General features: G+C 33.9%; 8 protein-coding genes. 5 read left to right on the top strand and 3 right to left on the bottom strand.

Annotated features, from left to right (window positions below; all coding sequences use genetic code 11):
* Positions 1-32: 32 nt before the first annotated feature.
* Positions 33-3,080, bottom strand: a complete 3,048-nt coding sequence (locus LZ578_RS09930) for a G5 domain-containing protein (RefSeq protein WP_235145025.1) — start codon at positions 3,078-3,080, stop codon at positions 33-35.
* A 178-nt stretch (positions 3,081-3,258) separates the two neighbouring features.
* Between LZ578_RS09930 and map the strand changes: the two genes are divergently transcribed.
* The 3 genes from map (at position 3,259) to LZ578_RS09915 (ending at position 6,347) form a co-directional block, all read left to right on the top strand.
* Positions 3,259-4,011 carry a type I methionyl aminopeptidase gene (gene map, locus LZ578_RS09925; RefSeq protein WP_235145024.1) on the top strand — a complete coding sequence of 251 codons (753 nt, stop codon included), beginning with the start codon at positions 3,259-3,261 and terminating at the stop codon, positions 4,009-4,011.
* Positions 4,012-4,353: 342 nt separating this feature from the next.
* A complete protein-coding gene (locus LZ578_RS09920; protein WP_235145023.1) occupies positions 4,354-5,052 on the top strand; it encodes an amino acid racemase in 699 nt (232 codons plus the stop codon).
* A gap of 47 nt (positions 5,053-5,099) precedes the next feature.
* Positions 5,100-6,347 (top strand): carboxylate--amine ligase, encoded by a 1,248-nt coding sequence (locus tag LZ578_RS09915; RefSeq protein WP_235145022.1) that lies wholly within the window; start codon positions 5,100-5,102, stop codon positions 6,345-6,347.
* A gap of 126 nt (positions 6,348-6,473) precedes the next feature.
* Here LZ578_RS09915 and LZ578_RS09910 read toward each other — a convergent pair whose 3' ends face one another.
* Both LZ578_RS09910 and LZ578_RS09905 read right to left on the bottom strand, forming a co-directional pair.
* On the bottom strand, positions 6,474-8,756 hold the full coding sequence (locus LZ578_RS09910) for a glycoside hydrolase family 2 TIM barrel-domain containing protein (RefSeq protein WP_235145021.1): 2,283 nt from the start codon (positions 8,754-8,756) through the stop codon (positions 6,474-6,476).
* Entirely contained in the window at positions 8,753-10,255 is a 1,503-nt protein-coding gene (locus LZ578_RS09905; RefSeq protein ID WP_235145020.1) for an MFS transporter, read from the bottom strand. The genes LZ578_RS09910 and LZ578_RS09905 overlap by 4 nt, the downstream gene beginning before the upstream one ends.
* A 133-nt stretch (positions 10,256-10,388) precedes the next feature.
* Here LZ578_RS09905 and LZ578_RS09900 point away from each other — a divergent pair, with 133 nt between their 5' ends.
* Together LZ578_RS09900 and LZ578_RS09895 are read left to right on the top strand one after the other, a co-directional pair.
* Positions 10,389-11,264: an AraC family transcriptional regulator gene (locus LZ578_RS09900; protein WP_235145019.1), complete on the top strand. Its 876-nt coding sequence runs from the start codon at positions 10,389-10,391 to the stop codon at positions 11,262-11,264.
* A 330-nt stretch (positions 11,265-11,594) separates the two neighbouring features.
* On the top strand, positions 11,595-14,237 hold the full coding sequence (locus tag LZ578_RS09895) for an Ig-like domain-containing protein (RefSeq protein WP_235145018.1): 2,643 nt from the start codon (positions 11,595-11,597) through the stop codon (positions 14,235-14,237).
* Positions 14,238-14,243 lie beyond the last annotated feature (6 nt).

Here is a 14,243-nt window from a genome sequence, read left to right as displayed (position 1 = left end):
TTGACTTCCTTGCTTTTTTTAGTAAATTTATACTATCTATCTAAATGATTTTCATATGTATACTCTTTACCATTTGCTTCTATATAAAATTTCACATAACTATTATCAATCCAAACTCCTAATTTAGATGAAATCGTAATGCCCCAATTCTGACCAGAGAGAACTGTACTTGCGATTCCTGACTGCTCTAAACGTTCAGGAGTATAAGTTGAATAGAGTTTCCCACGTTCATATAGTTCAATTTTATTTATTTGTATTTCTTTTTGGCCATTATTTTGTAGAGAGATTGAAATAGACTTGCTAAGATTATTTATAGTAATACCTGAATACGCATTTGTATAGATATTTGGATCATATTCTGAAACAATTATTTTAAGAATTAAGCCTTTATCGTAGCCATCTATTAATCCAGTATAAACTTTTTCACCTAATGTGTTTGTATCGATTTCAGTAGTACTCCAGTCAACAAAAACTTCTTTATATGTATCATTACTCATTAGTGCGTGTGTCATTGTTGGTAAAGTATAAGTGTCATATTGTATTAAGTATACAACCATTTCTTCGACAGATGAAACAGTAGGTTCAATTACAGTTACCTTTACATGAGTAACTATTTTTCCATCATATGATGAAACTGATAAAGTAGCTTCTCCTGCGTTAAGGGCTGTTACTAATCCAAAAGGATCCACTTTTACTATATTTTCATCTGATGAAGTCCATGTCAATGATTTATTTGTTGCATTTTCTGGAAGAACAGTTGATATGAATGTGAAATTTTCACCTTCAGTCAAAGTAATTGCTTCTTTATCTAAAGCAATTGATTTTACTTCAATTGGTAAAATATTTAAAACAATAGAATTAGAAACTGTTCCGTCTTTTGTAGACACAGTAATTGTTACAGTTCCAATATTTAATGTTGAAACCAGACCTTGATTATTTACTGTTGCGATATTTTCATTAGAAGAACTCCATACTACTAATTTATCAGTAGCGTTATCTGGCTGTATTTTAGACTCAATTTGTACGCTATCACCAATGTGAATTGTATCTGTAACATTTTTTATTTCAATTGAATCGACAAGAATTTTAGTTCCTTTTCGTAAAATTTTATTGATAGGATTTATTTTTTCTCGACTAATTTCTTTTCGATTTGTTTCTTTTCCATTCTTATAAGTTACTTCGATTGTTACTTTATCAAAGCCATTCTGACCTTCTTGAGTAACAACTGTTTTGCCTGTTTCTAATGTATTGTCCTCTTCTTCAATAACTTGGAAATCTACTACATTTTCCTGCATGATTTCTTGTTCTAGAGTAATCACCATTGATCCTACTTTAACAATTTGATTTAATGGTTCTGTCGTGACCCTAGTAATTTCTTTTTTGCTCGTTTCTTTTCCGTTCGTATAGGTTACATCATAAACGACCGTATCAAAACCATTTTTACCTTTTTGAACTATTGTAGTTTTTCCTACTTCAAGAGTATTATCTTTTTCTTCGATAATTTCAAAAGCTACTTCATTTTCATTTCTATTTTCTTCTTTTGTAGTAATAGTCATCGTTCCAACTTTTATAATTTGATTGATAGGATTTGTTGTTTTTCTAGAAACCTCTTTACGGGAAGTTTCTTTTCCATTCGTATAAGTAACATTATAAATAACTGTATCAAAACCTTTTTTACCTTCTTGAGTAGTTTTTGTTTTGCCTATTAGAAGAGTATCATCGTCTTCTTCAACAACCTTGAATTCTAATTGATTTTCTTGTTTTATTTCATTTTTAACACTAGCTACCTTCGTTCCAACTTTAATAATTTGATTGATTGGTTTTGTTGTTTTTCTAGAAACCTCTTTCCGTTCAGTTTCTTTCCCATTTAGATAAGTTACTTGGTAGGATACAGTATCGAAACCTTTTACTCCTTTTTTGGAAACAACTTTTTCATCTTTTAATAAGTCAGCGTCTTTTTCTTCTGTTACTTTGAAATCCACTTCTTTTTCTTTTACTTTTATTGTTTTCTTTTCAATTTTTCCTTTTATGTCTTTATATTGGTTTGAAGTACTTCCTGGAGCAGGGCCACCTTTTGTGACTAATTTAATTTCTATCCCTTCCAGACGTTTTGAATAGCCAGCACTTCCTGCGGGGGCACCATTTTTAGCCCAACCCAACCAACCGAATGATTGTGCATGAACACGATAGTAAACATCAAAGTGTTGTGCCATTTCACCAGTCAATTGAATTTCGATTGCTTCTAGTCGTTTTGCTTGTCCTGAAGTACCACTCATAGAAAGATTATTTGCCCAGTTCATCCAGCCATATGATTGAACGTGTGTGCGATATTTAATTCCACCTGTGTAAGGTGTATTAGATAGGCCAATTTTGATCCCTTCTAGTCTTTTTGCTAATCCCGATGTACCGCTCATTTGCCCATCTTTTTTAGATTTTTGCCATCCAATAGATTGGACATGAGTTTGATAAGAAACAGAAGGAACTTTTACATATTCTTTAAAAGAGTTACCGTTAGTAGAAGGAGCTGTTTCTCCTTTTTTAATGAGTTTCATTTCAATTGCTTCTAAGCGATAAGCATAGCCAGCAGTTCCAGCTGCTTCTCCGTTTTTAGTCCAATCCAGCCAGCCAAATTTTTCTGCATGAACACGATAATAGATATCGTATTGAGAAGCAAGGTCATCTGTCAAACGAATTTCAATTGCTTCTAATCGTTTTGATTCACCTGTTGTACCACTTAAGTCGTTATTACTCTTCCAGTTCATCCAACCATATTTTTCAACATGGGTACGATATTCAATTAATCCAGAAAGGGTAGTATCTGTTATAGCCATTTTAATTCCTTCTAACCGTTTAGCCTTACCAGTCGTACCGCTAGTTCCACTATTTACAGGTTTTTGCCAACCATATGATTGAACATGTGTAGAATATTGTAAGAATGGTTGTTCTGTGTTAGCAGCTGATACAGATACTGGCTTTAAATCAGCAGATAACCATCCTGGAAAGTTTGTTCTAACATTCACAATCGATAATAAAATAAGTATACTTAAACCAGCCAAACTTTTCTTGATCTTTTTCTTCATTTATCTCAACTCCATTTTCAATGATAGTATCAGTATATACTACTATTCAAAATAAAAATATAGTTACATTGAATTATTAAATTTTGTTTCATTTCTAATAGATCTAATTCCTAATCTAGTCCTCGGCGGATTGTTGTAGTATACTAAAAAGGAGTTAATTATAGGAGGAATAGAATAGATGATCACATTAAAATCACCACGCGAAATAGAAGCGATGAAAGAATCGGGGAAAATTCTTGCCGATATTCATGTAGCTTTACGAGACTTTATTAAACCAGGTATCACAACGATGGAAATAAATAATTTCGTCCAAAAAAGAATTGAAGAGGCAGGCGCAATTCCTGAGCAAATTGGTTTTGAAGGATATGAATTTGCGACTTGTACGAGTGTCAATGATGAAATTTGTCATGGCTTCCCTTTAAAAGATGAAGTATTAAAAGACGGTGACTTGATCAAAGTCGATACCGTTGTGAATTACAAAGGCGCTATGGCCGACTCTTGCTGGAGTTATGTTGTAGGCCAACCAAATGACCAGTTGAAACATTTGATGGACGTTACTAAAAAAGCATTGTACCTAGGAATTGAACAAGCAATGCCAGGAAATCGAATTGGGGACATTAGCCATGCCATTCAGACTTATGTAGAAGGAGAAGGCTTTTCTGTTGTCCGTGAATTCATTGGACATGGAATAGGACCTACGATGCACGAAAGTCCGTCTGTGCCTCATTATGGCGAAGCAGGTAGAGGTCTTCGTTTGAAAGAAGGAATGACCATTACAATCGAACCCATGGTAAATACGGGTACTTGGAAATCAAAAATGGATAAAAACGGTTGGACGGCCCGCACAAAAGATGCTGGCTTAAGTTGTCAGTTTGAACATACCATTGCGATTACAAAAGAGGGTCCTGTTATTACTACCGAACAAGACTAAATAAAATAAGAAAGCAGAATAAAAAGGCGTTTAGACCCGAACACTAGAGCGAACAAACGTAGACTATCTGAGTATGAATCGTGAATGGACGTCGGGTCTTCCTCTTATTCCGCGCTTAAGAAAATAGTTAAGAAATAGGGAAAGGGCTGGGACAAAAATTCTAGCTTTTTTTCTTTATCCAAAATAGATGACATCATGAAGAAGAATTATTGGCATTTGCGAATGAACAAGAGTAATATAGGGTGGTAGATAAGTGGGTCCTCAAAAAATTAGATTTTGTGGTCTAATTTTTGAGAACTGGCTTTTTTTTGACTACGTTTTTCGGGAGGGAAGAAGACAACGATGAAGAAATTTTTCTCGATTTTAGGTGGCATGGGAACGCTAGCGACTGAAAGTTTTATTCATCAACTGAATAAAAAAACCAATGCATATGTAGATCAAGACTATTTGAATTATGTGTTGTTTAACCATGCGACTATTCCTGATCGGACTGCTTATATAATGGATTCTACAAAAGAAAGTCCTCTTCAGTTTTTGCTAGAGGATTTGGAACAACAGAAACTTTTACATCCACAATTTATCGTCTTAGCCTGTAATACGGCTCATTATTTTTATGATGAATTACAAGCAGCTATTGATATTCCCATTTTGCATATGCCTAGGGAAACGGTGAAAGAATTAAAGAAAAAAATGAAAAAAGGCAAAGTAGCCGTTCTAGCAACAGAGGGAACCATTTGTTCAGGCGTCTATGAAAAAGAATTACAAGAGAGCGGATTTGAAGTATATATTCCAGACCGTGCTTTGCAAGAAAAGGTGAACAACCTCATTTATCGAGATGTAAAAAAATATGGTTTTCTTAATACGGAACTATATTTGGATATTCTACAACAAACAAAAGAAGCAGGGTGTCAAGCAGTCCTCTTGGGCTGTACGGAGCTGTCTCTTCTATATGATGTAGAAGGAATGATCGAACCTTGTTTAATAGTAGATGCTCAGAGTACTTTAGTAGATCGAACGATTGAATGGGCTCATTCGTATTAGAAATGTAAGAACCTTGAATGAAAAAAAGAAATGGTGGATGATTGACTATGGCAGACAGCCCAAAGTTCATACCAATTTTATTAGGTAGTGACATTAATGCATATGGCATGGCACGCTCTTTTCATCAAGAGTACAAGATTAAAAGTGAAGCCATCGGTTCCAAACAATTAGCTGCAACTCGATTCAGCCATATCGTAAAAGTAAAGATTGTTCCTGATTTTAATGAAGAAGAGGTATTTATTGAAACTCTTACCAACCTTGCGATTAATCGGTATAACGATCCGAACATAACCTACTTGTTGATTCCTTGTGGGGATAGCTATGCAGAACTAGTTTCTAAATATCAAAAAACTCTCTCTCAATGGTTTTCATTCCCAGCGATTGATCATGATCTTCTTTTAAAATTGAGCGATAAAGTTAGTTTTTATAATATTTGTGAAGAGTATGGTCTTCCTTATCCGACAACGTATATTGTAGACAAAGAAATGTATGATCAGAAGACGTACTTGAATCCTTTGCCGTTTGATTTTCCTATTGCGATTAAACCAACGGATAGCGTTGAGTATTTGAATATTCATTTTGAAGGTAAAAAGAAAGCGTATATTATAGAAGGTAAAGCAGAATATGATTTGGTTGTAGACCGTATTTATCAATCGGGCTATACCAAAGAGTTAATCATTCAAGAATTTGTTGCCGGTGATGATAGTAACATGCGCGTGTTAAACGCTTATGTGGATTCTAATCATCAGGTACGGATGATGTTCTTGGGACAACCTTTATTGGAAGATCCTTTCCCAGCCTCTATTGGAAATTATGTAGCCATTCTTCCGGACGATCATGATGAAATATACCAAAACTTAAAACGGTTTTTGGAAGATATTCAGTATACGGGCTTTGCTAATATCGATATGAAATATGATCCCAAAGACGGTCGCTTCAAATTGTTTGAAATTAACTTGCGTCAAGGAAGAAGTAGTTTCTTTGTTACGTTAAATGGTATCAACTTAGCCAAACTAATCATAGATGAATTTGTGTATCAAACACCCTTTACAGGAACGGTATACGGACGTAGAAACGATGATCAGAAATTTTGGTTAGGTGTACCCACAAGAGTATTCAAGAAATATGCAGCTGATAATCCTCAAAAAGAAAAAGCACTCGAATTAATGAAAAAAGGAAAAGTTGGAACAACTGTATTCTATCCGAAAGATTATTCATTGACTCATTTTTCCTTGATGGTTTACATGTTTTATAGGTATAACGATCGATTTGATACTTTCTTTAAATCTAAATAAAGTATCTATAAATAGGAAGACTTCCAAATAGCGTTAAATTATGAATGTTGTCCAACAATCTGTTGGAGAGCATTTTTTTGTATAAAAATAGGCATTGGTGATTTGAAGTCACCAATGCCTACTATTTTATTTGTTCTGTGGAGCTTTTGGTAATTTATTTAAAGCTTCGTTAATCATCAGTAGTGTTTCAGGTTTTGCTCCATCGCCACTTGTTAATTTCAAGAGAGCTTTTACCGTATATCCTTTTAAGTAATCCAGAAGTTCTTTCTGGTTTCCTTGGATAGGAGTTGTACTCAGAAGAGATAACATAAAATCCATTCCTTCATCAGTAGCGGTAATCTCTTCAATCGTATCATGAATGGAGAAAAATCCTTCTGGAAATTCGAAAAAGCCAACGGTTCCATCTTCTTTTTCTACAAACCAATTATCAGCGCCTTCTCCTTCCGCTTCATCTTTTACAGTATAATCTGGATTCGGTTCCGTTACTCGGTTTAAAGTAATGCTTTCTATAAATTGTTCTTCGCCGTTCTTATAACCGATAGCTGTAATCGTATTTTCTCCCATTGCTAAAGGAACAGTAGGGAAGGCAAAGATTTTATGAGCGGTTACTGTATCTACTTCTTGATTGTCGACTAGTAAAGTAACCGAATCACAGTTCGAATAGACTTTAACAGGAGTGTTTTCTTCTGGACGGTCGATAAAGCGACGGCTACAAATGTGTACAAAAGGTTCCGTAGTCCAATAAGCTTTATAAACAAAGAAGGAATCTTTTTTCGTAGAGCGATCATGGGTCATGAGTCCTTTATTATTTCTTCCTTTTACTCCACCTTCATCACGTCCATCTGCTGCAAAGTCAAACATATTCCAGACATGAGTAGCCCAAATATATGGTCTGGTTTCAAACATTTCTAGCATCTGTTCATGGTAATAGGCTTGATATTCTTCTGAGTAGTCTCGTATTTTCGGATCATGATTGTGATAAGCGAGAATTCCTTCTGCTCCGTATTCTGACAAACCAATTGCTCGATTAGGGTTACTTTCGTGATAGGAATCAAACCAAGTCCCATTATCTTCTACAGAGCCACCATACCATCCATAGTAATGATTATAAGCAACGATATCAGTAATAAAGTTATGTTCAGAATCAAACTTCGTCATAGAAGCATTGGCAATGGTTGTTAGACGAGTTGGGTCTAACTCATGAGTCAAGTCATTCAGCTCTCTCAAGTTCTGCTGTAAGATATCTGGCTCTCCACCCATACTGATTTCATTGGAAATTCCCCAGAAACAAATAGAAGGATGATGATCGTTTTGAATGACTAATTCTTTCATTTGAGTAATCGTATTTTGATAACCATTTTCCATGAAACTAGAGATAAATGGTATTTCTGCCCATACGACCATTCCATATTCATCACACAAATCGTAGAAATAAGAATCGTGTTGATAGTGTGCAAGACGAATCGTGTTTGCGCCTACTTCTGCAATGTACTCCATGTCTTCTTTATGTTCTTTTCCAGTAAGAGCCCAGCCCATATCTTCACGGTCTTGATGACGAGAAACTCCTCGAAGGGGATAACTTTCTCCATTCAAGAAAAAGCCTTGCTCAGGGTCTACGTGGAAATTTCGAATTCCAAACTTTACAGAAACATTATCTAACACGTGGTCGTTTGACTTCAATATAACGTCCATTTTATATAAATAAGGATCTTTTACTCCGTTCCATAAATGAGGGTTTTCAACGGTAATCGAAATTTCTTTTTCTAATACAGAAGCCGTTTGTGTTGAAACGACTTGATTGTCATGTGTGTAAATCGTACATTTGAGTGTTTGATTTTCTTTTGGATTCGTAACAAAATATTCGGTTCTAATCGTTGCCGTTTGATCCTTTAGATCAGGTGTAACTTTGACTCCTTTTGAACCATAATACTCTAAATCAAAATGACTATCTTCTACTAGAATCAAGTTGACAGCCCGGTAAATTCCACCAAAGAAAGTGAAATCAGCCATTTGAGGATAAATATAATCATTGGCACGATTATCTACGCTAACTGCCAATTCATTTACTTCATTCTCCAATAAAAATGGAGTAAGCTCAACGCGAAACGTTGAAAATCCACCTTCATGATGGGTTGCTTTTTTACCATTTACATATACATCTGTAATACTATTTGAACCTTCAAACTCTAAGTAAACTCGTTTACCTATTGCTTCTTCACCTAGGTCCAACTCTTTTTTATACCAGCAAACTCCTCTATAATAATCTAGACCACCATCTTGACCATCTAGATTATTCCAGGTGTGGGGAATCTTCACAGATTCAAAGGTTTCGATGTCTTTTAGTGTGTCCATCGTTGCTTGTTCTTTCGTAAACGACCAATCTTGGTTTAAACTTTTTTTAATTCTCATAGTTCCTCCTCAGCAAGCGCTTGTTTTTTTGTTTCTAGAATCTTGATTTGTACTTTTTCCATCATTTCTTGATCCAATGGATAATGTTTCATCGCAATGATAGAAGTAATCCATGCAAGGATTGGTAATCCACAGAATAAGAAAATAGCTAAATATTTGATACTATTTGTAAAGGGAGTATCTAAGTCAGGCAAAATTTTGAAACCAATTAAGATTACAGAGAATCCTACAATAGAAGAACTCAAGGAGTTCAATAATTTATCTACAAAAGAAAACAACGTTCCAATCATACCAGGGATGTAGCGTCCACTTAAATAAGTCTCGTAGTCCGTACAATCGGCAATCATCGGAATAGAAAGATTACCTGCGACCATGTAACTACCATATCCAACAATATAGAAAATTAAGAATAAAATAGTTGGCAGTCCAAAGTTTGTAAAAGAAATATCACCCGGGTTAGAGAAAAGCAGCAATACAGCAATGATCGAATAACAAGTCAAAGCTAATTTAGTAAACGTAACATAGGCTCTTTTTTGGTCAATTTTCCTAGCAATCGTCACCCCAACAATTGTAATCAAGACACCACCGACTAGACCAGCTAAGGATAGAAGACCTGCAAGGGCATAGTCCCCAAAGAAGATTCCATAAAGCATGATTCCAACTGTAGCGTTCGTTGCGACACCAAGAGCTAGTTTGTCACTAGTTGCAGCAATGATGAGCATTTGCAATGCACGGTTCTTTTTGATAACGTCTAAGTAATCTTTCATTTTTACTTTTGGATTAACACCCGTTCCAAAAAATTCTTTTCGGTCTTTGGACCAAATTCCAATCACAGCAATAACGGTACAGATAGCTGAGAAAATAATGACTTTGGGGACCATATCATGGAAAAGTTCGATGGTTCCTAAGCCACCATATTTTTTAGCAAGCACAGTAGAAACGTAGACAGGTACTAATCCAAATACGGCTAATACCATTAAGGTATCAAAAAGAGCAAACAAAGGACGTTGTTTTGGATCACTAGTTAAGACACTTTGTCCAGCTTTTGTTACAGCGGTTTGTAACGTGTAACCGACCACATAAATCATATAAATGATGATGAAAAATAGTAAACGAGTTGTTCCATTTGTAATGGTAGGAGTAATATAAAAGAGGGAAGAAATACTCGCCATCAGAATTAAGTTTCCTACAATCATAAAGGGTCTGAATTTCCCTAACTTTCCGTTGGTACGGTCTATAAGAGCGCCTACAATTGGATCGGTAATTCCATCAAAAATACGTAAGGAAGTAAGTAAAATAGCAACGGTTGAAATAGCAAAACCAGCTACGCCATTTGCAAAATAAGAAACATAAATCATTAATACGGCATAACAGTTTGTAGCAAGATTATTGGCTGCAAAAAATGCGATTTGCCAAATTTTAGCACGGTTTAATTGAGCACGATTAGAAGAACTACTATTCACGGAGTGATCCATATCATTCACCTTTTTCTTTTTCATTTATCTAGACATGTTTATCTTTGTATGCGCATACAAATAAAAAACCTAGTTCTAATACTACGGTACTGTTAAATAGATAAACATTGCGTAAATTGTGTAAAGCATTACATTTCTTGCGAAAGAAGGCGTATAAATGGACAAAACGGTGCTAACCGGTATAGAAAATGAATCTTCTTTTGAATCATTCTATTATCTAACCTATATTGGAGATCATAAAATCAAGCAAGTACAGGAACACCAACATGATTTTTATGAGTTCTTATTTTATATGAGTGGTGATGTAGAATATAAAGTAGAAGAAGAGATTTATAATTTATTTTACGGAGAAATTATCGTAATTCCTCCTCACACTACTCATGCAGCAACCATTAAAGTAGATAAAAATTATCGAAGATATGTGTTGTGGCTGAAAGAAGAGTTTATCAATCAAATATTAGAAGCAGACTCTACTATGAATTATATTTTTGAATACATGGAAAGACTTCAAACGTATCGTATAAAATTAATGCCTAAAGATGTCTTGAGTTTCATCGAATCTTTTGCTGAAGTAATGGAAAAACAACTTCATGCGGAATTTGGTCATATTATCAAACAAACTTCCATTTTCTATGATGTGTTTTATCGTTTAAATAAACTTGTTTATGAAAAGGACCAAGTAAACCAAGAAACAGAAGAAAAAGAGTTACATGTACAAATTTCCGACTATATTAAAGATCATCTCATTGAAGATTTATCTTTAGATTTAATAGCCGATCACTTTTTCTTAAGTAAGTACCACATCAGTCATATTTTCAAAGAAAAGATGAGTATATCTATCTATAAATATATTCTCATTCGAAGACTAGAACTAGGAAAAGCACTAATTCTTTCTGGAGAAGCCGTTACAAAAGTACATGAAAGTTGTGGATTTAAAGACTACGTAACCTTCTATCGAGCATTCAAAAAACGCTATGCCATGTCTCCTAGTGTTTATGTGAAGGAGAATCAGACTCCAATGAGAGAAAAGTAAAAAAATAGTAACTAAGATAGGAGGAGTGAGCAGAAGTCCAATGCCTACTTCTCCTATCTTAGTTATATAATATAATTGAAAATTGTAATCAAAATATATAATTGACATAAAAATAACAGAAAATATAATTATGAAAATTATTCTGATTCATATAACAAAAATGTAGTAAGTTATCTGTAATAAGGAAACCGACTAGAACCTTATAAATAATTAAGTTCTATTTATTAATAACACTTAAACTTGAAAAGTGTATTTTAATGTAATAAATGTAACAATATTAGATTATTCATGGTAATATCTATTTATAATATTAAGAGAGAAGGCTAGCAAATGAATAACATTGTGAAAAAACTAACTATATTGGGAGTATGTAGCTGTTTTTTATTTTTAAATGATAATCATGTATTTGCAGAAGAAATAACTGAAACACCGATTGAAGAACTAACTGAAAAATCTGTTGAATCATCGACTGAGATACTTACTGAAGAGTCCATTGAAGAATCCACTCAACTACTTAACGAAAATACTTCTGAAGAACCCACCGATACAACTTTTAAAGAAAAATTAGTGGAACAATTTAAATTATCAGAACTTTTTCCTGATCCTTCTTTTGCACGACTAATAACTGAACAGTTGCAACAACTAGGCATACCGATAAATAATTCAGATGCTTATGTGACGAAAGAGGATTTATTACAAATAAATATAATCGATGAAAAATTTAATAACAATTATTCAAATCTTTCATCAATTGAAGGAATACAATTTTTAAAAAATTTAACTGCTTTTGAAGTTAGTCGGTCAACTATTTCAGATATATCGCATATAACTAACCTTCAAAAATTAAAAAGACTTTGGATAAGTTATAGTAACATTACTGATATCAGTCCTTTGATAACTTTTTTTGAGATGAATGATACTACCAATAAAACTATTGTCCTAAATAGCAACAATATTAGTGACTTTTCTCCACTATCTCAAATTTATGATTCCGCAAAAAATAATGAAATTTCTTACTTCAAGTTAGATGATCAAAAGGTTGCAATAAACGTTCCACATCCCCTTAAAGAAGTTCCTTTTTCTTTTGAATTAAGTGGTATCTTACTACATGACGGTAGTAAAATATCATATGGTGGTTTAGAAACTAATACTGCGAATGGATATTTTGAGGATGGCAAGTTTACTATTACTAAACTAGACTCTTATCAAAATACTATTGCTCCACAAATCAAAAGATCACTTGGGAAAATAAATTATAGTATAGATTTTAAAATAAATATTAAGAATCAAATTCTTCCAGTAGAACTAATAAAAGAACATACTATATTAGGTAATCAGACATTTGACTATAAAGTACCTTTTCAAAATATAAAATCACCTTATGTTTATAGAGTAGATAAATCAGGATTGGATATAAAAACGCCTGGCAATTACACTTTGAAATATGAGATTGCAAAAAATTACTATTCATTTTCAACAGTTCCAGAAGAAGACTATATTCCTTTTGACGTAATAGTAACAGTTCTTCCTGTTAAAGCTGAATCTATATCGTTGTCTACTTCTGACTTAGTAGATTTAAAGATAAAAGAAGAAAAAATTATTAAAGCAACAATATTACCTGCCACTAGTACTGATAAAGAAATTCTTTGGAAATCTTCAGATTCTAAAGTAGCTACTGTAGATATCAATGGTAAAATTACTGCGGTAAATGAAGGAACTGCTAAGATTATAGCTACTGTAAAGGAGACTGATATAAGTAAAGAGATTGTTGTCAAAGTGTTACCTATTAAAGCGGAGCAACTATATCTATCTCATTCTGGTTATTTGACATTAAACAAAGGAACTGAAGAAAAAGTTACCGCAACTGTTTACCCAGAAAATGCGACTGAAAAAGAAATAATATGGACTTCATCAAATCCTAAAATTGCTACAGTAGATTCAAAAGGAAATATAAAAGCATTAAAAAGAGGAGACACGGTAATTACAGCTGCCGTCAAAGATAGTAATTTAAGTGAAAGTATTGAAGTCAATGTTTATATCACTGATATAAACGTGGGATATAGAACGCATATACAAAAAAGAGGATGGGAATCTTATTTTTCTATGGACGGACAAGTAAGTGGAACGGAAGGGCAAGCATTAAGACTTGAAGGAATTCAAATATCTCTTCCTTATGTCAATGGATCTGAAAGTGGAGTTACCTATCAAACTCATGTACAAACTTATGGATGGCAAGATTGGGTAAGTAATGGAGAAACTAGTGGAACGGAAGGACAAGCGAAACGACTTGAAGCTATTAAACTAAAATTAACTGGAGTATTAGAGAAGAACTATGACATTTATTATAGAGTTCATGCCCAGAAGTTTGGTTGGTTAGACTGGGCTAAAAATGGTGAATCCGCAGGAACTGCGGGATTTGGCTACCGTTTAGAAGGAATTCAAATTATGGTTCTTCCAAAAGGAGATCCAGCACCTGGTTCTACAAATAACTCTTTTAAAGAATACATAGAACCAATGAAAGTTAACTATTCAACACACGTTCAATCTTATGGATGGCAAAAAATAGTAAGTGACGGGAAGATGTCAGGTACGGAAGGTAAAGCGAAACGTTTAGAAGGAATTAAAATTAATATCACAAAACCAGAAGTTTCTGGTGATATAACTTATCGTACCCATGTTCAATCTTATGGATGGCAAGATTGGAAATCGAATAATCAAGTGAGTGGAACTAGTGGAGAAGCAAAACGTTTAGAAGCGATTGATATTAAACTAACTGGAGAACTAGCAAAAAAATATGATATCTACTACCGAGTGCACTCACAAAAATATGGATGGCTTGGATGGGCTAAAAACGGAGAGCATGCTGGTACTTCTGGATTAGCATACAGACTAGAAGGAATAGAAATCAAAATTGTTGAAAAAGGAGCTTCTGCTCCGGGTGATACAAAAAATGCTTATGTAAAAGAAAAATAAATAAAG

Source organism: Jeotgalibaca sp. MA1X17-3, from assembly GCF_021513155.1.
GTDB lineage: Bacteria > Bacillota > Bacilli > Lactobacillales > Aerococcaceae > Jeotgalibaca.
Note: the sequence above shows the minus strand (reverse complement) of the source record. Positions and strands in the feature narration are given on the sequence as shown.